The organism is Geobacillus sp. YHL (assembly GCF_022341265.1).
GTDB classification, from domain to species: domain Bacteria; phylum Bacillota; class Bacilli; order Bacillales; family Anoxybacillaceae; genus Geobacillus; species Geobacillus thermoleovorans.
Window position 1 is genome coordinate 215365 of the sequence record NZ_JAEIGB010000002.1, and the last position, 26328, is coordinate 241692.

General features: G+C 55.2%; 31 protein-coding genes, 1 tRNA gene, 1 pseudogene and 1 riboswitch. Of the genes and pseudogenes, 5 read left to right on the forward strand and 28 right to left on the reverse strand.

All coding sequences use genetic code 11. The annotated features are described in order from the left end of the window. Positions 1 to 3: 3 nt before the first annotated feature. From JCR24_RS03585 to JCR24_RS03595, 3 genes are all read right to left on the reverse strand, one after another. Entirely contained in the window at positions 4 to 1188 is a 1185-nt protein-coding gene (locus JCR24_RS03585; protein ID WP_238980095.1) for an LL-diaminopimelate aminotransferase, read from the reverse strand. Between the two features lie 647 nt (positions 1189 to 1835). Beyond that, entirely contained in the window at positions 1836 to 1967 is a 132-nt protein-coding gene (locus JCR24_RS03590) for a YuzL family protein (protein WP_011231272.1), read from the reverse strand. Between the two features lie 98 nt (positions 1968 to 2065). Beyond that, positions 2066 to 2503: a BrxA/BrxB family bacilliredoxin gene (locus JCR24_RS03595; RefSeq protein ID WP_011231273.1), complete on the reverse strand. Its 438-nt coding sequence runs from the start codon at positions 2501 to 2503 to the stop codon at positions 2066 to 2068. 250 nt (positions 2504 to 2753) lie between these two features. Here JCR24_RS03595 and JCR24_RS03600 point away from each other — a divergent pair, with 250 nt between their 5' ends. Beyond that, positions 2754 to 3200, forward strand: a complete 447-nt coding sequence (locus JCR24_RS03600; protein WP_011231274.1) for an NUDIX hydrolase — start codon at positions 2754 to 2756, stop codon at positions 3198 to 3200. A 92-nt stretch (positions 3201 to 3292) separates the two neighbouring features. On the opposite strand, the gene JCR24_RS03605 is transcribed toward JCR24_RS03600, so the two are convergent. Further along, on the reverse strand, positions 3293 to 3676 hold the full coding sequence (locus JCR24_RS03605; RefSeq protein ID WP_015374894.1) for a DUF4183 domain-containing protein: 384 nt from the start codon (positions 3674 to 3676) through the stop codon (positions 3293 to 3295). 441 nt (positions 3677 to 4117) lie between these two features. On the opposite strand from JCR24_RS03605, the gene JCR24_RS03610 reads away from it, so the two are divergent. Next, positions 4118 to 4501 (forward strand): DUF4183 domain-containing protein, encoded by a 384-nt coding sequence (locus JCR24_RS03610; RefSeq protein ID WP_238980096.1) that lies wholly within the window; start codon positions 4118 to 4120, stop codon positions 4499 to 4501. 53 nt (positions 4502 to 4554) lie between these two features. Here the strand turns inward: JCR24_RS03610 and JCR24_RS03615 are convergent, their stop codons facing one another. From JCR24_RS03615 to JCR24_RS03625, 3 genes are read right to left on the reverse strand one after another with little or no spacing between them, the layout of a single operon-like run. Further along, a complete protein-coding gene (locus tag JCR24_RS03615; RefSeq protein ID WP_238980097.1) occupies positions 4555 to 5700 on the reverse strand; it encodes a conserved virulence factor C family protein in 1146 nt (381 codons plus the stop codon). 18 nt (positions 5701 to 5718) lie between these two features. Beyond that, positions 5719 to 6195, reverse strand: coding sequence for a glutathione peroxidase (locus tag JCR24_RS03620; RefSeq protein WP_014195888.1), 477 nt, complete (start codon positions 6193 to 6195; stop codon positions 5719 to 5721). Positions 6196 to 6255: 60 nt separating this feature from the next. Further along, positions 6256 to 6771, reverse strand: a complete 516-nt coding sequence (locus JCR24_RS03625; RefSeq protein ID WP_014195889.1) for a hypothetical protein — start codon at positions 6769 to 6771, stop codon at positions 6256 to 6258. A gap of 118 nt (positions 6772 to 6889) precedes the next feature. Here JCR24_RS03625 and metA point away from each other — a divergent pair, with 118 nt between their 5' ends. From metA to JCR24_RS03640, 3 genes are all read left to right on the forward strand, one after another. Next, positions 6890 to 7798 (forward strand): homoserine O-acetyltransferase MetA, encoded by a 909-nt coding sequence (metA, locus tag JCR24_RS03630; RefSeq protein WP_238980098.1) that lies wholly within the window; start codon positions 6890 to 6892, stop codon positions 7796 to 7798. A gap of 172 nt (positions 7799 to 7970) precedes the next feature. Further along, complete coding sequence (locus JCR24_RS03635) at positions 7971 to 8069, forward strand: YjcZ family sporulation protein (protein WP_011231280.1); 99 nt, start codon at positions 7971 to 7973, stop codon at positions 8067 to 8069. 185 nt (positions 8070 to 8254) lie between these two features. Continuing rightward, positions 8255 to 8404 (forward strand): hypothetical protein, encoded by a 150-nt coding sequence (locus tag JCR24_RS03640; RefSeq protein WP_187298889.1) that lies wholly within the window; start codon positions 8255 to 8257, stop codon positions 8402 to 8404. A 40-nt stretch (positions 8405 to 8444) separates the two neighbouring features. On the opposite strand, the gene cobO is transcribed toward JCR24_RS03640, so the two are convergent. The 21 genes and pseudogenes from cobO to JCR24_RS03745 form a co-directional block, all read right to left on the reverse strand. Next, positions 8445 to 8990, reverse strand: a complete 546-nt coding sequence (gene cobO, locus JCR24_RS03645; RefSeq protein ID WP_049624523.1) for a cob(I)yrinic acid a,c-diamide adenosyltransferase — start codon at positions 8988 to 8990, stop codon at positions 8445 to 8447. Further along, positions 8971 to 9741: a uroporphyrinogen-III C-methyltransferase gene (gene cobA / locus JCR24_RS03650; protein ID WP_020755871.1), complete on the reverse strand. Its 771-nt coding sequence runs from the start codon at positions 9739 to 9741 to the stop codon at positions 8971 to 8973. Before cobA ends, cobO begins: the two co-directional genes overlap by 20 nt. Continuing rightward, positions 9738 to 10796 (reverse strand): nicotinate-nucleotide--dimethylbenzimidazole phosphoribosyltransferase, encoded by a 1059-nt coding sequence (cobT, locus tag JCR24_RS03655; protein ID WP_238980099.1) that lies wholly within the window; start codon positions 10794 to 10796, stop codon positions 9738 to 9740. Before cobT ends, cobA begins: the two co-directional genes overlap by 4 nt. A gap of 367 nt (positions 10797 to 11163) precedes the next feature. Further along, positions 11164 to 12675: a cobyric acid synthase gene (locus JCR24_RS03660; protein ID WP_015374897.1), complete on the reverse strand. Its 1512-nt coding sequence runs from the start codon at positions 12673 to 12675 to the stop codon at positions 11164 to 11166. Then, positions 12668 to 14032, reverse strand: a complete 1365-nt coding sequence (locus JCR24_RS03665) for a cobyrinic acid a,c-diamide synthase CobB (protein ID WP_238980100.1) — start codon at positions 14030 to 14032, stop codon at positions 12668 to 12670. Before JCR24_RS03665 ends, JCR24_RS03660 begins: the two co-directional genes overlap by 8 nt. Then, positions 13978 to 15177 carry a cobalt-precorrin 5A hydrolase gene (locus JCR24_RS03670; RefSeq protein ID WP_238980101.1) on the reverse strand — a complete coding sequence of 400 codons (1200 nt, stop codon included), beginning with the start codon at positions 15175 to 15177 and terminating at the stop codon, positions 13978 to 13980. The genes JCR24_RS03665 and JCR24_RS03670 overlap by 55 nt, the downstream gene beginning before the upstream one ends. A 1-nt stretch (position 15178) precedes the next feature. Continuing rightward, entirely contained in the window at positions 15179 to 15952 is a 774-nt protein-coding gene (gene cobM, locus JCR24_RS03675) for a precorrin-4 C(11)-methyltransferase (RefSeq protein ID WP_011231288.1), read from the reverse strand. After that, positions 15949 to 16650, reverse strand: a complete 702-nt coding sequence (cobI, locus tag JCR24_RS03680; protein WP_008880159.1) for a precorrin-2 C(20)-methyltransferase — start codon at positions 16648 to 16650, stop codon at positions 15949 to 15951. The genes cobM and cobI overlap by 4 nt, the downstream gene beginning before the upstream one ends. Further along, complete coding sequence (gene cbiE / locus JCR24_RS03685) at positions 16647 to 17852, reverse strand: precorrin-6y C5,15-methyltransferase (decarboxylating) subunit CbiE (RefSeq protein WP_238980102.1); 1206 nt, start codon at positions 17850 to 17852, stop codon at positions 16647 to 16649. The genes cobI and cbiE overlap by 4 nt, the downstream gene beginning before the upstream one ends. Next, positions 17818 to 18936: a cobalt-precorrin-5B (C(1))-methyltransferase gene (locus JCR24_RS03690; RefSeq protein WP_014195897.1), complete on the reverse strand. Its 1119-nt coding sequence runs from the start codon at positions 18934 to 18936 to the stop codon at positions 17818 to 17820. The genes cbiE and JCR24_RS03690 overlap by 35 nt, the downstream gene beginning before the upstream one ends. A gap of 6 nt (positions 18937 to 18942) precedes the next feature. Further along, positions 18943 to 19590 carry a precorrin-8X methylmutase gene (locus JCR24_RS03695; RefSeq protein WP_014195898.1) on the reverse strand — a complete coding sequence of 216 codons (648 nt, stop codon included), beginning with the start codon at positions 19588 to 19590 and terminating at the stop codon, positions 18943 to 18945. Between the two features lie 58 nt (positions 19591 to 19648). Further along, positions 19649 to 20425, reverse strand: coding sequence for a precorrin-6A reductase (gene cobK / locus JCR24_RS03700; RefSeq protein WP_008880155.1), 777 nt, complete (start codon positions 20423 to 20425; stop codon positions 19649 to 19651). Positions 20426 to 20440: 15 nt separating this feature from the next. Continuing rightward, entirely contained in the window at positions 20441 to 21268 is an 828-nt protein-coding gene (locus JCR24_RS03705) for a sirohydrochlorin chelatase (RefSeq protein WP_238980103.1), read from the reverse strand. A gap of 39 nt (positions 21269 to 21307) precedes the next feature. Continuing rightward, complete coding sequence (gene cobJ / locus JCR24_RS03710) at positions 21308 to 23095, reverse strand: precorrin-3B C(17)-methyltransferase (protein ID WP_238980104.1); 1788 nt, start codon at positions 23093 to 23095, stop codon at positions 21308 to 21310. 1 nt (position 23096) lies between these two features. After that, a complete protein-coding gene (locus JCR24_RS03715; RefSeq protein WP_236612559.1) occupies positions 23097 to 23804 on the reverse strand; it encodes a HoxN/HupN/NixA family nickel/cobalt transporter in 708 nt (235 codons plus the stop codon). 2 nt (positions 23805 to 23806) lie between these two features. Beyond that, positions 23807 to 24181 carry a (2Fe-2S) ferredoxin domain-containing protein gene (locus tag JCR24_RS03720; RefSeq protein WP_025039121.1) on the reverse strand — a complete coding sequence of 125 codons (375 nt, stop codon included), beginning with the start codon at positions 24179 to 24181 and terminating at the stop codon, positions 23807 to 23809. Positions 24182 to 24362: 181 nt separating this feature from the next. Then, positions 24363 to 24556: riboswitch (cobalamin riboswitch) on the reverse strand. 60 nt (positions 24557 to 24616) lie between these two features. Further along, a pseudogene (locus JCR24_RS03725) lies at positions 24617 to 24757 on the reverse strand (RraA family protein); the annotation flags it as partial. Positions 24758 to 24774: 17 nt separating this feature from the next. Then, positions 24775 to 25155, reverse strand: a complete 381-nt coding sequence (locus tag JCR24_RS03730) for a retropepsin-like aspartic protease (protein WP_008880146.1) — start codon at positions 25153 to 25155, stop codon at positions 24775 to 24777. Further along, the gene (locus JCR24_RS03735; protein WP_008880145.1) at positions 25145 to 25399 is read right to left on the reverse strand and encodes a hypothetical protein; all 255 of its coding nucleotides are present in this window, start codon (positions 25397 to 25399) and stop codon (positions 25145 to 25147) included. Before JCR24_RS03735 ends, JCR24_RS03730 begins: the two co-directional genes overlap by 11 nt. 51 nt (positions 25400 to 25450) lie before the next feature. After that, entirely contained in the window at positions 25451 to 25936 is a 486-nt protein-coding gene (gene rraA, locus JCR24_RS03740; protein ID WP_008880144.1) for a ribonuclease E activity regulator RraA, read from the reverse strand. Between the two features lie 257 nt (positions 25937 to 26193). Further along, positions 26194 to 26265: transfer RNA gene (locus JCR24_RS03745), tRNA-Gln, on the reverse strand. Positions 26266 to 26328 lie beyond the last annotated feature (63 nt).

Sequence of the window (26328 nt, forward strand, 5' to 3'; positions counted from 1 at the left end):
CCGCTACCGCCGATCAGCGGCCGGAGACGCGAACAAGCCGGTCGCTTTTAATTTTGCGACCGCCCGGCGCAACACTTCTTCCGGCTGGACAAGGGCGATGCGCACATACCCTTCGCCGCTCGGCCCAAACGCGTGCCCAGGCGTCACAACGACGCCGGCTTGGTCGATGAGCGCCTTCGCAAACGAAAGCGACGTCCATCCGTCCGGAATTTTCGCCCACACGAACATGCCGGCTTGCGGACGGTCAACCGTCCAACCGATGTCAGCGAGTCCATCCACGAGCACATCGCGGCGCGCTTGATACATCATGCGGCTCTGGGCGCAAAAGCCGGCGCCATGGCGGAGCACTTCCGCGGCCGCTTTTTGCAGCGGCCAAAAAATGCCGTAATCCAAATTGGACTTGAACTCGGCAAACGCACGAATCACCTCGGCATTTCCGCATAAGTAGCCGACCCGGCAGCCGGCCATGTTGTAGCTTTTGGACAACGAATTGATCTCCACGCCAACGTCCTTTGCGCCTGGAACAGAAAGAAAACTCACCGGTTTGTTTCCGTCATAATACAGCTCGCCGTAAGCAAAATCGGACACAACGAGAATATCGTACCGCTTCGCAAACTCGACCACTTCGCGATAAAACGATTCTGTCGCTACGGCGGGCACCGGATTCCCTGGAAAGTTAAGAAACATGATCGCCGCCCGTTTGGCGATGTCCTCCGGGATCGCACGCAAATCCGGCAAAAAGCGGTTTTCCTCCCTCAGCGGCAGAAAATACGGCTCCGCTTCCGCCATTGCCACCCCCGCCGCATACGCCGGATACCCGGGATCCGGCAATAAAATGACATCCCCCGGGTCGGCGAACACCATCGGCAAATGCACGAGCCCGTCCTGTGATCCGATGACGTACGTTACTTCCGTCTCCGGATCGAGCACGACGCCATGCGCCGTGCGATAATAGTCGGCGACCGCTTCATGAAACTCGCGAATGCCCCTTAATGTGTAGCCGTACGCATTCGGCTCGTTGGCGTAGCGGGCGATCGCCTCACGCACAAACGGCGCCGTGGGCAAATCCGGGCTGCCGACGCTTAAATCGATCCACTCGTCATGAAGATGGCGCCGCTGTTGGCGATACGCCGCCAATTCGGCAAAAATCGATGCCGAAAACGCGTTCATTCGTTTCGCTTTTTTCATTTCGTCTTCCTCTCCCTTGACAAGACAAAAACTGCATTTTCTTTTTGCTTTTGTTGGTATATACTTTTATCATAGTTCCGAAAGAAGACACCCGCTTCAACCGCGTGAAGGTTGCAGCCCAGCGATCAGCGACAAATGGATGTCGGTTGGCGTCAGCCAAAACACATGATAAAATCAAGGTATATCATGTTCTTTGTGAACTGGATATAGGGGGTTGCATGGAGAATATCCAATGCGAAAACCAAGCAAAGCCTTCCATGCGTAAAATATCCAAGGCGCGAAAGAACTCCGAATCGTCGGATGCCTAGGGTTGGGACGACCCGAAGTCACGCTCAGGGAGACGAAAGAATGCTTTCGTCGTGGAACTGAGAAGCTCCCACTTCAAGCAAAGCGAAGTGGGGGTAGTTCACATGAATAGTGTATCATAGATTCTCAGCGAAAATATAGACAGAAAGGCGGGAAAAATGAAACATGAACACGATCTTTTTTGCGGCCAGCCTCATTACATTGCTTTACTTTATTTATAGTTGTATCGCCAACGCCTAAACGCTCTTGGCGATCCATCCAGCTCCCTTGGCATTCTGTTGGATGCGAAGGGAGTTTGCGCATGAAAACGACAAAAGGAGCCCCGCATCGGGAGCTCCTTTTTAATCGATTTTTGTTTTTTTGCGGGCAGAGTCAAGCTCGAACGCGCCTGTCTCCGTCTCCGTCGTGCCTTGCCCTCGAACATCTGGGGCGCTGACGCCCGTTTTCGAACGATCTTTTTTCCGCTTCGGCACGCCCGATCACCTCCGCCCTTATCGTTCCCGCCAACGCGCCGTTGTATGCGGAACGAAAGCGAATCAACGCAAGCGGTTCGCTCCTCGCTCGCACCGCATCAGCCGCAATATTTGTCAAACGCAGCCAAAATATTTTCCATCACGTCCTCCATCGAGTGAAACTCGATGTCTTCGCGCGGAATGAAGTGAACGACTTCTTTCCCCTTTAAGAGCGCCATCGACGGCGAAGACGGCGGATAACCGACAAAGTACTCGCGCATTTTCGCTGTCGCTTCCTTATCCTGGCCAGCGAACACCGTCACCAAATGGTCCGGCTTTTTCTCGCTCCGCAACACCGCCTGCGTCGCCGCGGGGCGCGCCAATCCAGCGGCGCAGCCGCACACTGAGTTGACAAAAACAAACGTCGTTCCTTCCACTTGTTTCATAAACTGCTCGACTTCTTCGCTTGTGCGCAATTCGCGGAAACCGGCGCGGACAAGTTCATCGCGCATCGGCTGCACGAGTTGGCGCATATAGTCTTCGTAAGCCATTGACATTGCCCTCATCCCTCCACATTCATCATCGCTGCGCTATCAGCATACTATATTTTCGTTTGAAAAATCAATGAAGAGAACCGTCCACGGCCGCATGTCTCTAAACGGCATCATTCAGAACAAACGGGGCTAAACGCACCCGTTTGGCCGCCATCAAACGAGCGATTTCGTTTCGCTTTCTATCAACCGCCGCGGCCATTGTCAGCGACCAAACATATACTATGCCATCGATGGCCATGAAAGGAGCGTGCACATGGGATACATTGAAGAACTGCGAAAAATCATTGGAACCCGGCCGATCATCTTGGCGGGAGCCGGGGTCGCTGTCACCGATGAATGCGGGCGGATTTTATTGCAGAAACGCCGCGACGGCTTATGGGGACTGCCCGGCGGTTTGTTGGAGTTGGGGGAGTCCGCAGAAGAAGCAGCCCGGCGGGAAGTGTGGGAAGAAACAGGGCTGGAAATCGGCAAACTGGAACTAGTCGATGTGTTTTCTGGAAAAAAATATTTTGTTCGGCTGCCTAATGGAGATCAATATTACCCAGTCACTGTTGTTTATCTCACCCGTGATATCCGCGGTGGAGAACTGAAAGAAGACGGGGAAGAATCGCTGGAAGTGAAATTCTTCCCTTTTCATGAATTGCCAAACGAACTCTCTCCTCTTGTTAAAGATTTTATCGAACAATATTTCAGGGGATGACGAGCCAAGCCTTGGAGCTCTCTCCAAGGCTTCACCATTGTTGAAAACACTCTTTTCTAAGAACCAAATCCGCAGCTGGAGGGGCAAAAAATTTAGAAGCCCATTTTAATGGTAATAAATTGAAGAATAATCGGCGCACCTTTTGGCGGCGGCTCGGCTGTTTTCAACGTCAGTTTCCCCTTTTCCACCTCATACAGTTTTTCCGGTTGCAGCACCCCATTAATAAACAAGTTGATCCATGATACATGTTTCGGATCTAAAATACCGCGGTCGCCGTACTCTCTCAGTTCATCGCCGTCTGTATAGACGGTTTTCACTCCGTCTGATATGGTGTTATACTGGTACGTTTCCGCCTGCAAGACACGCGGAGGGAAGTGGAGCGCCACACGGAGGGGAATGGTCAGTACAGCATGGGTCCAATCGTATACTTTGGAAGCAGCAATCACATGTTTTGCTGTTGAAGATGTCCGTTTCATTCGTTTGCTCACCCAAACACACCATATTGTTTCGTGATCATTTCACTCCGCAAGATATTTTGCATTAGTATATTCACCTCCCATCTTCAAAGTGAATAGCAAACAAAATGGCAGGTTAATGAACGGTAGTAAAAAATCACTATATTCCACTTAATTCCGTCTATTATAACAGGATCATAAAACGACCAAATTCGTTTAAAATGTTTGTTTCATAATTCAAATTCACTGGTAAAACAGGCTGGTATAGCAGGGCAAAAACATCATTTTTCTCCCATTACGGCAATCGCCGAGCCATCCTCTGTAATTAATCCATACAATAAAATGAACCTATGGCACCGGCTGATTGCCAACAGAGTTCCAGATACTAAAAAGAACGGATGATAATTGGCTCAGCTTCGGGGCCACAGCATGTTAAACACAAAATGGAGAAGGGGAGATTGTATGGCTTTGCAATTAATTAAATTGTTTGTCGCCGCTACTACCACGACAGAGGTTGCACCAGACGTCGCAAGATTTTTTTACATCACAACAGCTGAAACAGCAGAAGGAGCAACCTTAACGATCGACGCAGCCAGCTTTTTGCAAGACGACGGCAGCCAAGCGACACAGCTGCCAGCATTGGCAACTAACAATAGCTACTTTAACGTGTACATTAACGGCGTTTTGCAAATGGAAGGGATATTGACGTACACCCCAGGAGCTACCGGCGTCGGGTCACTGTCCATTACCGTCCCGACCGGAAGCGGCTCGATTCCAGCTAACACCCCGGTTGTGCTCGAAATTGTCCAATTCGCTCCAAGCTCCAACACTACTGTGACGACGTAACAGCCGTACTCTTTTCGATCATAAAACCAGGCGCACCGATGGGCGCGCCTGGTTTACTGTTCTGTTTCGTTTTCTTTCTTCCGGCTCTCCGTCATTTGCTTCCACACAGACCCTTTCGCTTCTTCGCCGCCTTCGATCCGTTCAATGGCCATTTTCACTTGCAAGCTCACTTCAAACTCCGGATCGTTTTCCGCCGCTTTCAACGCCGGCAGCGCCGATTCGTCGCCGACTTCGTACAAAAACATGGCCGCGCGCCAACGGACGAGCTTGCTTTCGTCCTTTAGCGCTTCGATCATGGCCGGAATGGCCTCCGGATCGCCGATGTCGGACAAACAGTCGCCGGCGGTGCGGCGGACAGCGACAGCAGGATCTTTTAACGCTTCATACAAATACGGAAGCACCTTTTTGCCGCCGATCATGCCGAGATACGCCGTCGCCAGGCGGCGAATCGCCATTTTTTCATCCTTGAGCGCCTTGGCCAACACCGGGATATCGTCCTCGGTCGGCTCGGCCATCTGTTCGAGCGCGGCATACCGTTTGCGCCAATCCGGGTCATCGAGCATCTCGCTCGTCACTTTGAGGCTTGGACGCTTTTGCACCGTTTTTTCCTGCTCGCCGCGGCGGAACATGTTGACGATCCGCTCCAGCCGCTCGGGCGGATAGGCTGCCGACAGCTCATCGACTATTTCGCGGCCGATTTCCTCAAACGTGCCGTAGCGCACTCCTTTTTCGACCCATTTGCGCTCAAGCACAACATTTCCTGCGTATTTTTGCGCCTCAATGACCGCGTCCATAAACGGTTTCGGCAGCCCGACGCGGTGTTCGCGCTCCCCATCGACAAGCTTCACTTGCATCGGCAGACCGTACAGCATTTGCACGAACACTTTCACTTCGCCGAAATGTTCGTTTCCTTTCGGCTTTGCCTCGGCGCCGTCATCCACTTTCTCGCCGAACACTTCGCGCACTTTCGCCAAAATGTCGCGCCAGTCGTATTTCGGATGGCGTTCAATAGCCAAAAAATCAGCGACATGGTAAATGCCTTTCACTCCGTCAATGCGCATCAATGCTTGAATAAGCGGCGGCGCTTCGCTGATGTTGTCCGGTTTGTAGTTATGGCGCGTGCCGGAAGGCAATTCTTCATCAAGCAATATTTTCATCGTGTTCGGGCTTGGCGTCGGCTCAATCGCTTGAATGCGCAAGCGTTACCCCTCCTTGCCTTACAGCAGCTTTTCAATTTCCTTTCTCAGCTCGCTTGGCTTTGTTTGCGGTGCGAAACGAGCTACAACCTTGCCGTTGCGGTCGACCAAAAACTTCGTGAAATTCCATTTGATCGCCTTTGTTCCCAATGCCCCCGGCGCCTCTTCTTTCAAATATTGAAACAGCGGATGGGCGTGATCGCCATTCACATCCACTTTCGCAAACAGCGGGAACGTCACACCGTAATTCAACTGGCAAAATTGCTCAATTTCCTCTTCCGTCCCCGGCTCTTGGCCGCCGAACTGGTTGCACGGAAAGCCGAGCACAACAAACCCGCGATCGCGATATTCGTCATACAGCTCCTGCAGTTCTTTATACTGCGGGGTGAAGCCGCAACGGCTCGCCGTGTTGACAATCAACAGCACGTTGCCTCGATAGACGGAAAGCGGTTGTTCCTCTCCGCGAATGGTTTTGGCGCTGAATTCATATACACTCATGATTTTTCACCTCATCTCCATCATAGCGGATTTCATGGTTTGTTTCTACTTTTTGCATCGTTACTGCCCGGCGAACAGCTGCAATTGTTCAAGTGATGAAACCATATACGGCACCATCTCCGGCAAATCGGCGGCGTTTTCCTCATAAATGAGGCGTGCAAATTCGACCACGGCTTCATTTTCATACGGGCCGCGTTCATGTGGAAATGGAAAGCGGAGCGTTTGCCGGATGATTCGCTCCTCCCCCCAAATCGTCCGCAGCGTTCCTTCAATGAGCGCACAAACGGACGAGCGGCGAACCGGAAGGGTAAACAGAAGAGCGAGCCGGCAGCCGGCCCGGCCGTGATAGAGCCGCTCATTGACCAGCTCAGCAAAATCAAGCGAAAGCCGCGCGGTGCAGACGACGAGCGGATCGGGCGCATCATTCAGCCGAAATGAAATGGCGTACTCCCGAAACAAACGGGCCAAATCGACAAGGTCGCGGCGCTCGACCACGGCAATGCGCCCTTGCAAATCCGCGTCATATACCGCCCCTTCCAACACCGTTTTTAAATTGTCAAAGGCGGTCGGATCCAATCGGGATTCCCCCTTTTTGTTCACCAGCTGTTTAAGGTCAAAAAATCAATTGAAGAATGTTGACAAAGTTTTTATAATTAAGGTATTTAGTAACGAGACAGAAACGGAGGGGACACCATTGCCAATCAACATTCCAAAAGACTTGCCGGCGAAAGAAATACTCGAACAAGAAAACATTTTCGTGATGGACGAAGAACGGGCGTATTCGCAAGACATCCGTCCGCTCAACATCATCATTTTAAACTTGATGCCCGAAAAAGAAAAAGCAGAGACACAGTTGCTGCGGCTGCTCGGCAACTCGCCGCTGCAAGTGAACGTCACCTTTTTGCGCCCGGCGACCCATGAGCCGAAAACGACAAGCAAACATCATTTAGAACAATTTTACACGATTTTCCCGCACATTCGCCATCGCAAGTTCGACGGGATGATCATCACCGGAGCGCCGGTCGAGCAAATGCCGTTTGAAGAGGTCAACTATTGGGGAGAATTGACGGAAATTATGGAATGGACGAAAACGAACGTCACGTCAACGTTGCACATTTGTTGGGGGGCACAAGCTGGCTTATACTATCACTACGGCATTCCGAAATACCCATTGCCGGAAAAATGCTTCGGTGTGTTCAACCATACGGTGGAAGTGAAAAACGTAAAACTATTGCGCGGTTTTGACGATGTGTTCCGCATGCCGCACTCCCGCCATACAGACGTCAAGCGCGAAGACATCGAAAAAGTGCCGGATCTCACCATTTTGTCCATGTCTGACAAAGCCGGCGTTTGCCTCGTCGCATCGAACGACGGGCGCCGCATTTTCTTAACGGGCCATCCAGAATATGATGCGACAACGCTCAAAGAAGAATATGAACGCGACTTGGCGAAAGGGCTGCCGATTCGCATCCCGGAATCATACTTTCCCAATGATGACCCAAGCCAGCCGCCGCTGAACACATGGCGCTCGCATGCCAATTTACTGTTTGTCAACTGGCTGAACTATTACGTGTATCAAGAAACGCCTTATGAATGGGAATGAAATCAATATATGCAATCATTTCACTTGAACCATCCCGAAAAAACGCCTTGCTGAAACATATGCAAGGCGTTTTTCTCATTTTGGCCGATTGTTTTCGTGTTTCGACAATCGCCCTGTTCTTTTAGTTTTTTTTGACATACAATACGATAGATTCCACCAGGAGGTGAACATGATGGGCGCTTGGCATGGAAACAGCTTTGCGTTGATTGTCGTTCTGTTTATTTTGTTGATTATTGTTGGATGTGCCTGCTTGGGCGGATATGCCTACTAACCGAAATCACTGATTGCCTTCATCCGGCCGCCGTGTTTGCCAGCATCCGGCCGGCTTGCAGCGGGAAAGCGGGAACACGAACGCTTCCCGCTTTTTTTATGCTGGGCTGTAGACAACCATGCATAGGAATGAAGGCATCGTCCATGCTAAACGTATGACAACGGCAGCCAAAGGAGGTGGAGCTCATGACGAAACGCCCAAACAACGGCAGCCGCAATCAAAACGCGCCAACGCAAGATCCGGTGGCCTTGCTTCGCGGCCCGGTTTCCGGCGATAACAGCAAAGGACGTCGGCAAAACAAAATCCAAAATGACAAAACCGATGAAAATGCCTAACCTGCAAAAAAGCGGCCGTTTTTTAGCCGCTTTTTTGCTTCTAAAATTCAATCCCTTTCATCGCGGTCCTTCCTTGTTCATAGTCATGCTTGACCAACTTCATTTCCGTAACGATATCGGCAGCCGCCATCAGCTCCGGGCGCGCCGCGCGCCCCGTGATGACAAGATGGAGCGACGGCGGGCGCGTGCGGATCAGCTCGAGCACCTCGCTGACTGATACGATATCTTCAACGGGAAAGCGGTCAATGGCCAACACATTGTTCAGTTCATCGAGCACAATCATATCATACCGTCCGGAATACACATATTCTTTGGCCACCGCCCAGGCACGCTTCAATGCTTCCCGGTGGATGTCCGGCGTTTTCGTCCATGTGAAGCCGGCGCCGAGCTGACGGACGTCGACGCCAAGGCGCTCTAGGGCCAACTGCTCGCCGTATGTTCGTTCCGGCGATTTCAAAAACTGCAAAACCGCGACGTTCATTCCCCGGCCGACGGCACGCAGGGCAAGCCCCAATGCGGCCGTCGTTTTTCCTTTTCCGTCGCCCGTATAAACGATGACACGCCCGCTACGACGAGGCGTCGGCATCGACCACGCCCCCTTGCCGCTCCGGAAACCATTGGAGCGTCTCACGCAGACGAACGACATCGCCGATGATGATGATGGCCGGATGGGAAATGCCCGCCTGTTCCGCCTCGTCTGACAGCGTCGAAAGCGTCGCCGCCACCGTGCGCTGCCGCTCGGTCGTCCCCCATTCAATGATGGCCGCCGGCGTATCCGACGGCTTTCCGGCCGCCATCAAACGGCCGCAAATATCCGACAAGTTGGCCGCTCCCATGTAGACAATGATCGTATCGCATCCTCGAGTCAGCGCCTCCCAATCGATCCGCTCACTCCGATGCCCGCTGACCATCGCCACCGAGGCGGCGTAATCACGGTGGGTGACCGGAATGCCGGCGTACGCCGGCACAGCAATGCCGGATGTCACCCCTGGAACGATTTCAAACGGAATTCCGGCTTTCGCCAACACTTCCGCCTCTTCACCAACGCGGCCAAAAATGCACGGATCGCCGCCTTTTAAGCGGACGACCGTTTTTCCTTGTTGCGCATGCCAAACGAGCAGCTCATGAATTTGTTCTTGAACCGTGTCATGTTTTCCCGGCTCTTTGCCGCAGTAAAGAAGCTCAGCGTCTGGCTTCGCGTAGCGCAGCAGCTTACGGTTGATGAGCCGGTCGTAAATAATGACATCCGCCCGTTCTAGGCATTCGCGGCCGTAAACCGTGATGAGCTTTTCATCCCCCGGCCCAGCGCCGACTAAATACACTTTGCCGACGGTCATCGCCCCTTCTCCCCTTTTGCATTGGCTGTGGAAATGCCCGCCGAGGCGAACGTCGCCATTTCGTTCACCATCGCCGTTGCTGAAATCAAGAGCGGAAACGCTACCGCCGCGCCGCTTCCTTCGCCAAGGCGCATGCCGAGATCCAAAAGCGGCTCCTTCTCTAGCAAACGAAGGGCTATACTGTGCCCCGGCTCTTGCGAACGATGGCCGGCAATCATATAGTCTGTGACGTTCACGGCAAACTGGCGGGCCACAAGGGCAGCCACCGTGCAAATAAAACCGTCAAGCAAAATCGGGATGCGCCGTTCGGCGGCTGCCAGCATCGCCCCGGCCATAGCAGCGATCTCCAACCCGCCGATTTTCGAAAGCCATTCAAGCGGCTTCGCCGGATCCGGCCGATGAAGCAAGAGCGCCCGTCGGATCACGTCCTGTTTATGGGCAAGCATTTCCTCCTTAATGCCGCTTCCTTTGCCAACGATGCGCTCAAGCGGCTCATCGGTCAACGTGGCCAATAAGGCGCTCGCGGCGGTCGTATTGCCGATGCCCATTTCGCCGACAATGAGCGTGCGGACGCCTTGTTCAATGATGGACGCCGCCTGTTCGTAACCGACATGAAGCGCCTGTTCGGCCTCGGACGGCGTCATCGCTTCCGTTTCCGCGAAATTGTTCGTTCCCGGGCGCACCTTTTTCTGAATGACGCGCTCATCAGCAATCGGCACGGCGACACCGACATCAATCACCTGAAGCAACGCGCCGATTTGCCGGCTGAAGGCGTTGATCGCCGCTCCGCCGTTGGCAAAGTTGTACACCATTTGCGCCGTCACTTCGGCCGGATAGGCAGACACCCCTTCTTCCGTGACGCCATGATCGGCCGCAAACACGAGCACTCCGGGCGGAGTGACGCGTGGAAGCAGCTCCCCGGTCATGCCGGCAAGCGTTGCCGCCACTTCTTCAAGACGGCCGAGGCTGCCGGGCGGTTTGGTCAATTGATCGATATAGGCACGCGCTTGTTCAACCATTTCACGGTGGATCGGTGGGATGGAAACATTCATCATGGGCGCACAATATCCCCCATCAAGCGGGAATATGCGCTTCCTCCTTTCTCGTCTATGATTGAGGGAACGCGTCAACTTTTCCATCCGAATCATGCCAACACCGTTGGCGAGGGCAAAACGGACGATTTGACGGCTGATTTTATGGTTTATATCCTTCATCCAGCAGGACTCTTTACGGCCGATTGTGCGAATCATATGGAGCTTCTTCGCTTTGCCCAACGTTCGCCGCAAAGCCGCATATCGTCGGCGAATGAAAGCGCATTGGCTGTCCTTGAAAAACAACGATTTCGTTCCAATGCTGGCAATGGCGATATAACGAAGTCCCAAATCAACGCCCATTGCCTTGGTGTCTTCCCGTTGTTGGACTTCAACTGTGATCGCGACAGCCAAATTGACGCATCATCTGTTCGATCCGCTCGACCGCCACGTGCTGGCGGACATGAGCGGCAAGCCGGTCGAACGCCTTTTCTTTGAGCGAGCGAAAGAGTCGGACGCCAGAAGGAGCGATTCCTTTTTGGCGGCGAATGTTGTTGAAAAACGCGGTGCGGAACGCATCGTTATGAAACAAATCGTGCATGTACGTGCCCAGCACCCGCTCATCACTGTGCTTCGCCCCTTCATGGCGGCCGTCCGCCTCAATAAGCGGCGCATAGCCAGGAAGCGGCGCCGAGCGGCCCATATGAATCTCGTATCCTTGCACCGAAAACCGCTCGCCCGCCCACGTAAGCATCCCTTCCGTACGGATCGTGATTTTCGTCCGCTCAAGCGTCGTTTCAATCGGCAGCAAACCAAGTCCTTTTACTTCGGGGAGCGGCGTCTCGACTCCATACGGATCGCGGATGACGGCGCCAAGCATTTGGTAGCCGCCGCATAAGCCGACGACTCTCGCTTTTCCTTCATTGACAAGCGACACAATGCGGGAAGCGAGTCCTCTTTTCTTCATATAAATCAAGTCTTCGATCGTGTTTTTGCTGCCGGGAAGCACGATCACATCCGGCGCTCCAAGCTCGTCGACGTGCGTCACCAACCGGACGCGGCAGTCCGGTTCTGCCAGCAGCGGGTCGATGTCGGTGAAATTGGCGATTTTCGGACAGCGGATGACAGCGACATCAATCGCTTCCTCTCCCCCGACAGATGAAGCAAACCGCTCAAGCGACAGCGAATCTTCAGCATCGATCGCCAAATCAGGCAAATATGGAACGACGCCAAGCACCGGCACGCCGGTGTGCTGCTCAAACCAATCGAGCCCAGGCTTAAGCAGCGCCACATCGCCGCGAAACTTGTTAATGATGACCCCAATGACCCGCTTTCGGTCCTCAGGCTCAAGCAGCGACAGCGTTCCAACGAGGCTCGCGAACACCCCGCCCCGCTCAATATCGCCGATCAACACGACCGGGGCGTTGGCGAGACGGGCGATGCGCATGTTGACCAACTCGCGGTCGTTTAAGTTTACTTCCGCCGGGCTTCCCGCTCCTTCAATGACAATCCGGTCATACTCGTTCATCAACGTTTCGAGCGACTGACGGATGACGGCCAGCCCTTGGTGGAAAAACTCGTTCCGGTAAGCGAACGCCTGCATATTGCCGTACGGTTTGCCAAGCACAACGATTTGCGATTCATGCTCGCGGCTTGGCTTAATCAAAATCGGATTCATCTCAGCGCGCGCCGCCACTCCGGCCGCTTCGGCCTGAATTCCTTGCGCCCGTCCGATTTCGTTTCCGTCCGGCGTCACGTAGGAGTTTAACGACATGTTTTGCGACTTGAACGGCGCCGTCTTCCAGCCGTCTTGGGCGAACATGCGGCAAAACGCGGTGGCGATGACGCTTTTGCCGGCATCAGAATGGGTGCCTTGAAACATAATCGGCAGCGCCTTAGCCATTGATGGTCACCTTCTCGCATTCGGCGAGCCACCGCTCAACCATCGCCGGGGCGGACGCGAAATGAAAATGGACATAGCCAGCGACAAGCCGGTGCGCCAAATAACCGTCAGGCTTCGTTCCTTTCCGGCCGCTCGTTTCGTAGGCAAACGGCGTCTCACCGCGCGGCTCATAAACGGAGTAGTGAAACTCATGGCCGCGCGCTGTTTCTCCTTCCGGCAATAGAAAATTTCCATTTCGACCGCGCACTTCGCGGTAGCCAAGCGCCGCGAGCTTCGTCTTCATCACGACCTTCCCCGGGATGACGCCCGCCATCTCATAGGCCGAACCGTCCGTCGCAACAAGCTGTTCGGTGAGAAACATAAACCCGCCGCACTCGGCCAACGTCGGCAACCCGTGTTCGATGGCGGCGCGGATCGACTGTTTGACAGCGGCTTGCCTGGCGAGCTCGGCGGCAAACTCTTCCGGAAACCCGCCGCCGATATACAATCCGTTCACCCCATCCGGAAGCGGCTCGCCGGCGAGCGGAGAAAAGTAGACAAGCTCCGCGCCGCAGGCAGAAAGTATCTCCAGATTCTCCGGATAGTAAAAATGAAAGGCAGCATCTTTGGCAACCGCCACGCGCACGCGATACGGCCGCGAAGGGCGAATGAGCGGCGCCGGAGAACAAAGGGCTGGCGCTTCTGCAATCGAAAGGAGCGTCTCCCAATCGATCGTGCGCGCCACCTTTCTCCCCAGATCGGCAAAAAACGAATCCAGTTCGCCGCGCTCCACCGACGGCACGAGCCCTAAATGGCGCTCTGGCAGCGCCAACGCTTCGTCTTGCGTGAGAAACCCGACGACCGGCACCCCGCACGTTTGCTCGACTGCCGCTTTGACGAGCCGAAAATGCCCTTCGCTGCCGACGCGGTTGGCAAATACGCCGGCGAGGCGCACATCGGGGCGAAACGTTTGAAACCCATGGACGATGGCGGCGGCGCTGCGGGCCATGCCGGAACAATCGACGACAAGCAGCACCGGGCTTTCGGTCAATACGGCGATTTCAGCCGTCGCCCCCTCGTCAGAAAGCGGCTGTTTCCCGTCAAACAGCCCCATCACCCCCTCGATGATGGCGATATCAGCCCCTTGACAACCGTTGGCGAGCACCGTTTTGACCGCTTCGCTTCCCATCATCCAACTGTCCAAGTTGCGCGCCGGCCGGCCGGTCACAGCCGTATGGTAAGTCGGGTCGATGTAGTCCGGGCCGCATTTAAACCCTTGCACCGTATATCCTTGCTGCCTCATGGCCGCCATCAATCCAAGCGTCACGGTCGTTTTGCCGGCGCCGCTTCCCGGTGCGGCGATGACAAGCCGTCGCATGCCTCTTTCCCCTTTCCCTGCATGGTCGCTTTCTTTTGATGATCGATGAGCGCTACGGAAATCGTCACATTGCCGGACTTCTTTTTCACCAGCGCCAGCCGATCGGCCCCGCTGTACAATTTCGCCGCCGGCTCGCTCACCCCATACGCGCCGGTGTAGCGGTACACCGTTTCCGACGGCGCTTCGATCGGCACCGTGTTCAGCTCTTCTGGCGTATATGCAACCAATTCCCATCTATATTTGTTGACTACCTCCAAAAGTCCTTGTTCATCCTTTTTCAAATCAATGGTGCACACCGCTTTGACGCTTTTCATCGAAAAGCGCAGCTCATTGAGCGTCTCATGGATGACCGCTTCGATTTCGTCAGCCGATGTGCCGCGGTTGCAGCCGATGCCAAGCGCGATTACTTTCGGGCGATACAAAACGCCGTTTTGCAAAATGGCCTCTTCTTCCGGCGCAAGCAGGCGATGAGTGACCACAAGCGCGGCCGCCGGGCGGGCAGCGAGCGCTTCCGCGATCGAGCCGTACACGGCAATGTTTTTGGGCAATGGCCGCCCTTCCGGCCACCAGCCGGTTTCCCCCGACTCTTGCACGATCGCGACAGGCTCTTCATTCACGACCGCGGCGCTCACCGGCGTCAGCTTGTCAGCTGATTCCCATTCCCAGCCGAACTGGCGACCGAACAGATCGACGGCGATTGTCTGCTGCACGTCAGAAGCGGTCGTAATGACCGGGCGGGCGCTTAAAATGGCAGCAACGCGCAGCGTCAGTTCGTTCGCTCCGCCCAAATGTCCGGAAAGAACACTGATCACATGTTCAGCCTTATCATCGATCACCACGACCGCAGGATCGGTCTTTTTGTCTTTTAACAGCGGAGCGATCATCCGTACGACAGCGCCGAGCGAAATGATGCAAATGAGTCCGTCATAGCGGGCGAACAACTCCGGCAACAAGGCCCTGACGTTGCCGGAAAACAAGCGAATCCCGTGCTTGGCTTCATCGCCGCGGGCGAATTTATCCGTATAATAAACGTCCGCTCCCGCAAGAGCGCCTCCAAGGCGTCGGGCGATCTCGACCCCGTGTTTCGTAATGGCCACGACAGCATAGGCGCCGTGTCTTTTGTTGTTCGCGGCAACAACTCCCACCTTACTTCTCCCCCTTTCGATATCCGTGCGTAAACGTGCGGTCGTACAGCTTCGAACGGTAGCCGCGCTCATGAATATGGGGATCGAGCGCCCAACCGGCCAACATGATCGCGTGTTTCGTCACACCATGGCGCCGCATATCGTCAGCCATTGTGGCAACGGTGGAACGAATCACGACTTCATCCGGCCATGTCGCCTTATAGACGATCGCGACAGGAGTATCACCGCTCCAGCCCGCTTCAAGGAGCGCCGCGCTTACTTTTTTGGCAAGCGTCGCGCTTAAAAAAAGAACGAGCGTGCAATGATGCTGCGCCAGCTCCTGCAATTTCTCACGCGGCGGCATCGGCGTCCGCCCCTCGGCGCGGGTGAAAATGACCGTCTGCGTCAATTCCGGAACGGTGAGCTCCGCCTGCACGGCGGCCGCGGCGGCAAACGCCGAACTGACGCCGGGGACGATTTCCACTTCAATTCCTTCTTCTTTCAACAAGGCGATTTGCTCAAGCGTCGCCCCGTAAATCGATGGATCACCGGTATGGACGCGCACGACAAGCCGTCCTTGTTTCACTTGCTCCGCCATTGCCGCGACCATTTCTTCTAAATGCATGCCGGCGGTATGGAAAACGTCAGCATCTGGCTTCCGGTAGCGCTCGATCAATTCCGCGCTCACTAGCGAGTCGGTGTAAAAAATGGCGTCGGCAGCAGCGAGAAGCTCGGCGCCGCGAACCGTGATCAAATCCGGCGCTCCCGGCCCCGCCCCTACGATATACAGCTTCACTTTCTCACCACCATCAATGTCAAATATTCGAGTTCCGCTCCGTCGAGCTCCTCGACCTTCCACACGACTTCCTCGCCGGACGTCACTTTCGTCACAACAGCGGCGCGATGAAGCAAATCGAGTTCCCGCAACAGACGAACCAGCAAATCGATCACTTTCGCCACTTTAAAAAAGACAACGCAATCGTGCTCAAGAAGCACTGCTTTCATCGCCTCAACATCGTCGCGGGCGGGCACAATCGCCACGGTTTCATCACCATCCGCCAGCGGCAGACGAAGCCTAGCGGCAGCAGCGTTGGCCGAACTGACGCCGGGGACAACTTCAATCGGCGCTTCCGGATAGCGGCGCTCCATTACGTGCATCAAATGGATGAACGTGCTGTACAACAGCGGATCGCCTTCGGTCACAAACGCGACATCGCGCCCGGCCGACAGCTCCGCCCAAATGGCGTCCGCCGCCTCGTTCCACTTCGGCTCAAGCAAGGCTCGGTCTTTTGTCATCGGAAAATGCAGGCCGAGCCGCCGTTTTTCCTCTGGCGCAAAATACGCATCAATAATTTGTTCCGCATAGCTTTTGCTTTGCCGCCCTTTTTTTGGATAGGCGATGACATCCGCTTCTTTTAGGCGGCGGTATGCTTTCACCGTCATGAGCTCTGGATCGCCCGGGCCAACACCGATGCCGTACAACGTGCCGGTCATTCGTCTCCCTCCCGCTTGGCTGTCATGATATACACCGGATTGAGCGCCTCAAAGCGCGTCAACTCTAAAATGGGCTTGCTTCGCGACACTTGCGCGAGCGTGATGTCAACATGAAATCCACGGCTGCGCAGCTCGCGGCCCGCTTCAGCAAGCGTCTCAACCGTTGCCGCGTTGATCACGATGCGTCCATTTTTCTTCAGCCGTTTCGCACAGACGTCCAACAACGGCGACATCGCGCCTGACGTGCCGCCGATAAAGATGGCATCCGGGTCGGCAAACTCATCGAGCCGATCGGGCGCCCTGCCGTGCACAAGCGTGATGTCAACGCGGAATTTGCGCAAGTTTTGCCGGCAAATCTCGAGGTCGTATTCATTTTTTTCAATCGCAAACACCGCCCCGTCGCGGGCGATTTTCGCCGCTTCAATCGCGACCGAACCGGTGCACGTCCCAATGTCCCAGACGACGCTGTCCGGGCGCAAGCGCAAGGCGCTTACGCTTAAGACGCGAATTTCTTTCTTTGTAATCAGCCCTTTGTCCGGCTTGCGTTGGAAAAATTCATCATCGTCAATGCCGAGCGGCCAAATCGGACCAGGAGCGGTTTGCCGCAAAATGACTACATTTAATGGAAGAAACTCGGTTTCTGCCATTTCTTCTAGCTTGAAAAACCGGCATCGCTCATTCGGCCCGCCGAGCTCCTCGCCGACAAACGCCTCATATTCCGTCATGCCGTACTCGAGCAAATAGCGGGCGATGGCGGCCGGCGAGTTCGTCTCATCGGTTAAGATGGCGACTTTGCGCCGCCCGTCGACCCGCTGAGCCAAACCGGTGAGCGGCCGGCCATGGACGCTGACAAACGCCGCGTCTTGCCAAGACTCGCCCATTTTCGCAAACGCCCATTGCACTGAGCTGACGGCCGGATACACGTCGATCGGCAATTTGCCGGCCAAATAGCTGCCGATGCCGTAAAAGAGCGGATCGCCGGAAGCAAGCACGACCGTGTTGCGCGTCTCATGGCGGAGCCGCTCCACCAGCTCCGCCAGTCCGCGGCGGATGATGATCGTTTCTCCTTTGTATTCAGGAAACATCGCCAGCTGCCGTTCGCCGCCGACAAGCAGCTCGCTTTCATCAATCCAGCGTCGATACAGCTCAGGAAGACTTGCTTGCCCATCAGCACCCACACCGATCAACTTCATCGTCCCCATCGGTCTGCACCGCCTTTCCTAATTGTTGTCCGTTCATTGTGTAAATGGACGTCGCCACCGTCAGACCGCCTCCCACTTCGTGAAGCGCCGCCTGGCAGCACGCTTCGCACAAAAGCTCGAAAAACTTCATGCAACCGGCCTCTTGCATCATGTCGCCGACTTGCGCCGCCGTATTCGCGCCGCGCACCGCAGCCACCAGTTCTGGGCCAGCACCTGCCTGCTCGGCGATGGCAGCCAAAAAGCCAAAGTCGACCGGGGCGCTTTTCGAGTGCACCATCATCACTCCTTGAGCGACTTTCGAAAATTTCCCCATCATCCCGACCATCGACACCATCTTGATGCCAAGCCGTTTGCATTGTTTCAGCGTAAAGCCGACAAAATCGCCCATTTCGATAAACGCTTCTTCCGGCAAATGTGGATATTCTTGCATGGCGTATTTCTCGCTCCGCCCCCCGGTCGTGATGACAACATGGCGGCAGCCGTTCGCTTTCGCCACTTGAAGCGCCTGCACGATGCTCGCCCGGTAGGCGGCGGTGGAGAACGGAACGACGATGCCGCGCGTCCCCAAAATCGAAATGCCGCCAATGATGCCTAGTCTCGGGTTCAACGTTTTTTTGGCGATTTCCTCGCCGCCGGGCACAGAAATGACGACCTTCACCCCGCGATGTAGACCGTATTGCGCCAGCACTTCATTGACGGCTTCGCGGATCATTTGCCGCGGCACTGGATTGATCGCCGCTTCCCCGACCGGCACCGGCAAGCCGGGTTTGGTGACGCGTCCGACCCCTTCACCGCCGTCGATATGAACGCCCGGCGACGAGGCCCACGAGACAGTGGAAACGATGAGCGCGCCGTGCGTCGCATCTGGGTCATCGCCGCCATCCTTCACGACCGAGGCCGTCGCCGTTTCGCCATCGAACGAACAAGAGGCGAGCGAAAAGGTCACCACCCGCCCGATCGGAATCCGAATCGTCGCCTCCGCCTGCACTTGGCCAGTGATGAGCGCCGTGAGCGCGGCTTTCGTTGCCGCTGTCGCGCACGATCCGGTCGTATACCCTTCACGCAGCGTTTTTTTCGTTTCCATCGTTCGTCACGCTCGCTCGGCGAGCAGCGATAAAGCATTCAAGGCAGCGACGGTCACGGTGCTTCCTCCTTTGCGGCCGCGGTTGGTGATGAACGGCACATCGAGCTTCGCCAATTCTTCTTTCGATTCCGCCGCCGAGACGAATCCGACCGGCAAGCCGATCACCAATCCCGGCCGCGCCTCTCCTTCTTTGATGAGGCGAATGAGCTCCAATAACGCTGTCGGAGCGTTGCCGATGGCAAAAATGCCGCCTTCCGCTTCTTTCACCGCTTTGCGCATAGCCACAATCGCCCTCGTCGTATTCAACCGTTTCGCTTCAGCGATCACGTCTTCATCAGAAATATAGACGCGCACCGCGCTGCCGAACTTCGCAAGCCGCGCTTGATTGACGCCGGCTTGCACCATTTGCACATCGGCGACGACGAGCTTGCCGCTGCGAATGGCATCAATGCCTGAGCGGATCGCATCCGGGTGGAAAATGAGGCTTTTGCCCAGCTCAAAATCAGCCGATGCATGGATGACGCGCTGAACGATTCGGTATTGTTCTTCTGTAAATGAATGCTCGCCGATCTCTTCATCAATGATTTGAAAGCTGCGCGCTTCAATTTGTTCCGGCTGCACCGTCGCCGGACGAAATGTTGTATGGAAGTCCATGACAATTCTCTCCTTTCTTCATGATCGCTTGCATGAGCGGCCGCTAGAATCCCATTCTTTACACGGCCGGAAGCGGCGCATGCTGCTTCAACGCCTCGAGCACGCCGGCAAAATCGTGATGCACGATGCCGTATGACAACCGTGGGCGGCGGATGACGATGACATCAATGCCGAGCTCCTCGGCGGCAGCGATTTTCTCATCGACAAACCCGACTTTGCCGCTTTCTTTCGTGACGACGACCGTGACGCCAAAATGGCGGTATAGCGCCCGATCGAGCTCTTTCGTAAACGGCCCTTGCATCATGACGATCTGCTCTTGGGAAAACCCGAGCCGCTCGCATTTGTCGAGATTGTCTTTCCGCGGCAGCATCCGCGCAATCACCTTGACGTCCGGGCGACCGATGAGCCTCGCGGCGAAAATGTCGAGCGTTTTGCTGCCGGTCGTCAGCATCACGACGCCGCCTTTTTCCGCCGCCAAGTCAGCCGCTTCTTCATAGCTGTCGACAAATGTCACCTTCTCGGATGAAAACGAAGACGCCTGCCGCTCGTAGCGAATGTAGGGCAACCCGGCGTCTGCTGCCGCTTGCATGGCGTTTTTTGACGCCTCTTCAGCAAATGGATGGCTCGCGTCCACAATCGCTTTGGCCCCCTCGGCTTTGGCCAGATCGGCAAGCTGGGACGCATCCAAGCGGCCGACATAGGCGCGAATGCCGGCCGATCGGAGCTGTTCGGCCGCGTGATCGGTGACGACCGTCGCGGTTACGTTATAGCCGGCTTGTTGGATCATCACCGCCAATTCGCGGGCATCGCTTGTTCCAGCTAACAATAAAATCATCGGACGCTTCCTCCTTCAATGATGGTGATGATGATGGTGATGATGGGCGGCGTGCAGCCGATATTGACAGATGTCGCAATTCATCGCCACCGTTTGGCCGAGCACCTCGTTGAGGCGGTCAAGCACGATCTCCTCAAGCTTCGGATGAAATCCAAAATAGCCGGCAAGCGCAAACGAGATATGCGAGTGCTCAGCTTGGTATTGCGCCATTTGCTGCTCAAGCCGCTTAATCAGGATGCCGGTGAATAAAAAATACGGAAGAACAACGATCCGCCTAGCTCCGAGCATGAGACAGCGGCGGACAGCATCATCAAGCGACGGCGTCGTCACGCCCATAAACGCCGGCTCGATGAGCGCATAGCCGGTCTGTTCCCAAAAGAGGCGGGCGATTTTATACAAGTCGCTGTTCGCATCCGGATCGCTCCCGCCGCGGCCAAGCAAAATGACCGCTGTTCCGTCATCCGGCTGCTCCGGCCGCTCGCCGATTTCTTGCAATCGTTCGCGCAAAATAGCAAATGTCTGCTCATGGACGCCGATGGGGCGGCCGTAGCGGAACACCATATGCGGATAGCGCGCTTTGGCCTCATCGATTTCCGCCGGGATATGCAGCTTCGAATGCCCGGCCGGCAATAAAATGAGCGGAATGACCGCCACTTCCATTGCCCCGGCTTCGGCGCAGCGTTCGATTCCTTCGCCGATCGACGGACGGCCAAATTCTAAAAAACTTGTTTCAATATGAAACGAATCGCGCAAACGCGGCCGCAGGCGGTCGACAAACTGCCGCACTTGCTCGTTCCCTTCCGGGTCGCGGCTGCCATGGCCGACAAACAAAATGGATCTCATGTTCGTTCTCCCTCTCTTTCGTGTCGCTCAATCTGACGGTTACTCGCCGCATGCCGGCGTTTCGATCATCGCCGCCGTCTTGGCTTCTTCATGTGAAAAACGTCCGACTTGCTTCACGCGGCGGAAAAACTTATGAAACCGTTCATTTGGATGTGCTTGTTCTTGATACTGTTCGATGATTTCTGCCATAACCGCCACAATTTCTTCCGGCGGAATGCCTTCCGCGACGAGCTGGCCGGGATGGGCGTTGCGGCCGACCGTTTTCCCGCCCAAAAACAAATCAAATTTCCCTTTCCGGTACACAAGCCCGATGTCTTCGTGCACCGCGCCGTAGCACGCCATCCCGCAGCCGTTGATGCCAAGCTTCAACTCTTTCGGCAGCGCCATGCCGCCAAACCGGCGCGCCAATTCCTCCGCGTATGGAATGGCGTCTTTTTTCTCTCCATCGCAAAAATCACATGCCTTCACCGTCAGCACATCACCGACCGGCATCACGATCAGTCCGGCGTCAACGAGACGGGCCACAAGCCCATCTGGGTCCTCTGTCAACCGTTCGATTTTCATATAATGATCCGGTGTGTAGGTCATTTTTCCATCCATCCCTACCACTTCCGCAAGCACGATGAGCTGTTCCGGGGTGAACTGTTTATTGGCCACGCCCGGGCTCACCGCCGCTTCCAACAACACGGCCGCCGTCTTTCTTGTTTTCCGTCTCTCTAAAGCGGCGAGCGCGTCTTCGGCTGTTTCTTTCACCCGTTTTGGCGCGGCGGTCGGCTGCCGTTTGGCTGTTTTTGCCAGCGGTGCAGCAAGCGGCGGCAAAACGGCAGCCAGCGGCGTTGGCTCGGCCTCCTTCGTGGCCGCGGCAACAGACGGCGGTCGAACCGCGGTGGCCAAGGCGGTGAAAGCACGATCCTTCTGGTTGTCCCCGGCGAGGACAGCCGCTTCGGACGGTCCTGATGCCCCCGTGCTTCCTTCGCCCTCATCTTCCAGCGGTTTCGTCTGGTCAAGCGCCCACGGCTCCGCTTCTTTGCGCAGCCGTTCATGCGGTTTGAGCGGCTGGACGGCGGCTGCTAGTTGATACTTGCGCTGGTAGCCGCGCGGCGTGATCATCACGCCGTCATGGACGAATGTCGTTGAGTTGCCGATAATCACCGTCGTCAACATGCCGATCTCATGGTCAAGCATATGCGCCAAGTCGGTGAGGACGATATGCTGCCGCTCGCGGTACGCGCTTTTCACCAGACCGACCGGGGTTTCCGGAGACCGATGGCGGAGCAGGATGCGCTGTGCTTCCACAATCTGTCTAGTGCGCCGTCCGCTTTTCGGGTTGTAAAGCGCGATGACAAAATCGGCCGCGGCGGCGGCGTCAATCCGCTTTTCAATCAGCTCCCACGGCGTCAAATGGTCGCTCAAGCTGATCGTGCACGCATCGTGCATAATCGGTGCGCCAAGCAGCGCGGCGCACGAATGGATCGCGGAAATGCCGGGGATGACTTCGACTTCAATCGAGCTGTCTTTCGTCCACCCTTTTTCGATCAGCACTTCATACACGAGCCCGGCCATGCCGTACAACCCGGCGTCACCGCTTGAAATGACGGCGACCGTTTTGCCGCGCTCCGCCCATTTCACCGCCGCTTGGGCGCGGCTCACCTCTTCCGTCATGCCCGTGCTGATGATTTCCTTTCCGACAATCAGATCGCGCACAAGTTCGATGTACGTTTTGTAGCCAATGATGACGTCGCTTTCTTCAATCGCTTCCCGAGCCCGTTTCGTCATATGGTCGACGCTTCCCGGGCCAAAGCCGACAATGAGCAATTTGCCGCCCACTTTACAGCCCCCCTCTCCATATCTCGATTATCATCGACATCCCTAACCATATGCTGTAAATCCCTGTGACCGCACCAAGGACATAAAACAGTCGTTCCCGCTGCTTTGCTTTCCAAAATCCCCACGATAATCCAGCCGCTGTAGCAATCGTCGCAATGAGCAAGCCGGCGACAAACAGCACAAGCTGAAGGACAGCGGCGCTCACACGCACTTTTCCGACCGCGTGGGTGATAATGGCTAGCTGGGTCGGGCTTTCGACGCCAATGCCATGAATGATGCCGATGATCAAGGCGCCAGCCCAACCAACATGCGAAAAAGAACGGCAACTGTCCATTTCCCGCCTTCCCCGCAGCCATCGAGTAACCGTATGGCCGAACTCATAAAGGAGCTGAAACCGGCTTTTCACCTCACCCCGCCGAAAAAGAGAAAAAAGCATCATCCCGCCAAGAAGCACAAGCGTAACGCCAACTAAGAGCTCAATGGCGGCGGCTGACGACTCGGGAAGCCGGGCGCCGACCATGAGCGCCGCCACCCCCATGACAAACACGATTGCTCCGTGTCCAATAGCGTACATGATTCCGAGCGCCAACTGCTGTCTTCGCCGCGACTCGCTTCCGACCATATCCGCAATGGCCGCGACATGGTCGCTGTCCATCCCATGACGCATGCCGAGAAATATCGCTAACATTACATAACTGGCCCATTCCATCATTACGTCCTCCTCTTTCGAACGCCAATAACCGACTCCGTCCCACCAAGACGGGTCAACCCGTCTTCACGGTATTCATACGTCGCCCACGCGCGAAGCGGCTCGCCGTTTTGCAAATGGCGATGGACGACCTCTTTTGCCTTCTCCGGTGTCATCAACCGGTACCAGACGCCATCCGGGTAGACGATCATCACACACGCATCTTGACAGCGTCCGTTGCAGCGCGTCCTTGTTGTATGGACAGCGTCGTCAAGCCCAAGGCGGGCGATTTCCTCGCGCACCGCGGTTGTCACGTCATCTCCGCCATGGCGGAGGCACGTCCCTCCGTTGCAAATGAGCACATGATGCTTCATTCCCCGCAAATCCCACGTCGCCACCAAATCCCCCCTTTTGCTAGAATGGTAGAATGAAATGCGGCAGACGGACGGTTTTTCGACAAAAGAAAAAGCACCTCTACAGCAGAGGTGCAGAAAAATGTATACGAAAGCCGTAAACGGCCCAAACAGGGCCCCTAAAGCCGTCATTCTCCCGCACGTCTGCCTATAGTCCCGTAGGCATCCGTCCGATCCAAACAAGGCAGGTCTCCTGACTTAGGATCATCGCTTGGCGGCGTCTTCCCGAAGCATCCTTCAGTGACTTGTTGCCGCAAAGCTCTCCATCACAGTGGCGGGCACCGTGCCGGATTTTCACCGGGCTTCCCTTTTCACCCAAGCCCTTAAGCAGGCTTAGGCACCTTGTTTGTCTTACCGCCATATATGCGCTGTCATGGAACAAGCATCCGTTTTCATCGTAGTACAACCAATGCGTTGCCGTCAACCGTTTTTTGCCGACAAATCTTTGTTGGCGACGACAACGCCGTCCGCATCAGCGTACACGTACGCCCCTGGCTCCCAGCGGACGCCGCCAAACTCGAGCGCAACGTCGCGGGCGCCTTTTCCTTCTTTTTGGCATTTCGAGCGGGCGTTCCATTTCAACCAGAACGATACATCTCCAACTTGTCCAGGTCTAAGACAAATCCAGCGCCCAGCAATATATCCAATCCTAACAAACCGTTAATCCCCTCATAGTCCATCCCGCTAAAATCAATTTCATACTCTCTTAGCTGGAAAGAATCTAGCTGAATACAGTCTAATTTTTTTGTAAACGCGTACTCTTTCCCACCGATTCCGTAATAAGCCACAATACGATCGCCCGGCTCTACCCGCAAATGAATATCTTCTACTGCATTTTGAGAAATCACTGTTTTCGCCGCACCAGTATCAATCACCATATTATGAATCAACTTAGACCTTCCTTGATAAACGATTTCGATCGATGCAAACAGCAAGCCTTCACGATATTCAATCTGCATAATGAAATTTCCCTCTCAGGCCAATCGCTCCCCGAACTTTTAAAACAATCTCCTTGTGGCTAGTATGATAAACAAGCTGATTCCCTTTCGATTGCAGCAACTCACGAGTTGCATCCTTGTCCGAAACCGTTCCGATAACAGCCACCTCTTCAATGATTTCTTGATCTCCCTCTAAATGGGACTTTAATACTTGTAATTTCACAAATTGATTTGGATACAATGAACGCACTTCCTGCCATTCCATCTCCATCGCCTCAACCTGTTCGTTGTATTGAACGAGACTCGACCGCAGCCGTCAACCATTTTTCGCCAACAAATCTTTGTTGGCGACGACAACGCCGTCCGCATCAGCGTACACGTACGCCCCTGGCTCCCAGCGGACGCCGCCAAACTCGAGCGCAACGTCGCGTGAACCTTTTCCCTCTTTTTTGCTTTTCACCGGGCATGTGCCGATCGCCATCACGCCAATCGGCATGGCGCCAATTTCCGCTGAATCGCGGATGCAGCCGTGGATGATGACGCCAGCAAGCCCCCTCTCGCAAGCGATTTGCGCCAGCCGGTCGCCTAATAGCGCGACGCGGCGCGAGCCTTTTCCATCGACCACGAGCACCGTCCCCGGCGGCACCGTCTCCAGCGCTTCTCGGACAAGGACGTTGTCTTCAAACACATCGACCGTCGCAATCGGCCCGGAAAATGCCCGCTTTCCGCCGTACGATTGGAACGGCAACTCGCATACTTGCAACTCGTCTAAAAATTGATCGCATAAATCGGCTGTTTTCATTGTCGCTCTCCCCTTTCATGTTTTGCATTCGCCGTCATTCGCCAAAATCCTTCTGCCTCAGCAGTTTTTTGTCGACGATCTTTCATTCGAACGACTGACACGAACGCGGCGATGTGAACCAAACCATTGTGTGGCCGTCAATCGCTTCGATGTATTCCACCGATCGCATTGAAACCATAAAAAACGGCCCCGCGCCGATATATAGCGGAGACCGTTTTCACCGGCTCAAAGCCCCTCCGGTTTGACCAGACGTTCAGCTGGGCTAGCTGGATTCGAACCAGCGCATCACGGAGTCAAAGTCCGTTGCCTTACCGCTTGGCTATAGCCCAACGTTTTGTTGTCGTTTACAGTATGCGGCATGATAACGCACTTTATGCATCAAACTGAATATC

Coding starts and splice junctions, on each gene's coding strand:
- JCR24_RS03660 (WP_015374897.1), bottom strand. CDS start 12,675: ATGGCTAAGGCGCTGCCGATTATGTTTCAAGGCACCCATTCTGATGCC.
- JCR24_RS03695 (WP_014195898.1), bottom strand. CDS start 19,590: ATGGACTTCCATACAACATTTCGTCCGGCGACGGTGCAGCCGGAACAA.
- JCR24_RS03595 (WP_011231273.1), bottom strand. CDS start 2,503: ATGTCAATGGCTTACGAAGACTATATGCGCCAACTCGTGCAGCCGATG.
- JCR24_RS03640 (WP_187298889.1), top strand. CDS start 8,255: ATGACGAAACGCCCAAACAACGGCAGCCGCAATCAAAACGCGCCAACG.
- JCR24_RS03730 (WP_008880146.1), bottom strand. CDS start 25,155: ATGCAGATTGAATATCGTGAAGGCTTGCTGTTTGCATCGATCGAAATC.
- cobK (WP_008880155.1), bottom strand. CDS start 20,425: ATGATTTTATTGTTAGCTGGAACAAGCGATGCCCGCGAATTGGCGGTG.
- cobO (WP_049624523.1), bottom strand. CDS start 8,990: ATGCCGACGCCTCGTCGTAGCGGGCGTGTCATCGTTTATACGGGCGAC.
- cobA (WP_020755871.1), bottom strand. CDS start 9,741: ATGACCGTCGGCAAAGTGTATTTAGTCGGCGCTGGGCCGGGGGATGAA.
- cbiE (WP_238980102.1), bottom strand. CDS start 17,852: ATGGGGACGATGAAGTTGATCGGTGTGGGTGCTGATGGGCAAGCAAGT.
- JCR24_RS03705 (WP_238980103.1), bottom strand. CDS start 21,268: ATGAGATCCATTTTGTTTGTCGGCCATGGCAGCCGCGACCCGGAAGGG.
- JCR24_RS03620 (WP_014195888.1), bottom strand. CDS start 6,195: ATGAGTGTATATGAATTCAGCGCCAAAACCATTCGCGGAGAGGAACAA.
- JCR24_RS03605 (WP_015374894.1), bottom strand. CDS start 3,676: ATGAAACGGACATCTTCAACAGCAAAACATGTGATTGCTGCTTCCAAA.
- rraA (WP_008880144.1), bottom strand. CDS start 25,936: ATGAAAACAGCCGATTTATGCGATCAATTTTTAGACGAGTTGCAAGTA.
- JCR24_RS03600 (WP_011231274.1), top strand. CDS start 2,754: ATGGGATACATTGAAGAACTGCGAAAAATCATTGGAACCCGGCCGATC.
- JCR24_RS03585 (WP_238980095.1), bottom strand. CDS start 1,188: ATGAAAAAAGCGAAACGAATGAACGCGTTTTCGGCATCGATTTTTGCC.
- JCR24_RS03665 (WP_238980100.1), bottom strand. CDS start 14,032: ATGCGACGGCTTGTCATCGCCGCACCGGGAAGCGGCGCCGGCAAAACG.
- JCR24_RS03690 (WP_014195897.1), bottom strand. CDS start 18,936: ATGGAAACGAAAAAAACGCTGCGTGAAGGGTATACGACCGGATCGTGC.
- JCR24_RS03735 (WP_008880145.1), bottom strand. CDS start 25,399: ATGGAATGGCAGGAAGTGCGTTCATTGTATCCAAATCAATTTGTGAAA.
- cobI (WP_008880159.1), bottom strand. CDS start 16,650: ATGACCGGCACGTTGTACGGCATCGGTGTTGGCCCGGGCGATCCAGAG.
- JCR24_RS03635 (WP_011231280.1), top strand. CDS start 7,971: ATGGGCGCTTGGCATGGAAACAGCTTTGCGTTGATTGTCGTTCTGTTT.
- JCR24_RS03610 (WP_238980096.1), top strand. CDS start 4,118: ATGGCTTTGCAATTAATTAAATTGTTTGTCGCCGCTACTACCACGACA.
- cobT (WP_238980099.1), bottom strand. CDS start 10,796: ATGATGAATGTTTCCATCCCACCGATCCACCGTGAAATGGTTGAACAA.
- JCR24_RS03715 (WP_236612559.1), bottom strand. CDS start 23,804: ATGGAATGGGCCAGTTATGTAATGTTAGCGATATTTCTCGGCATGCGT.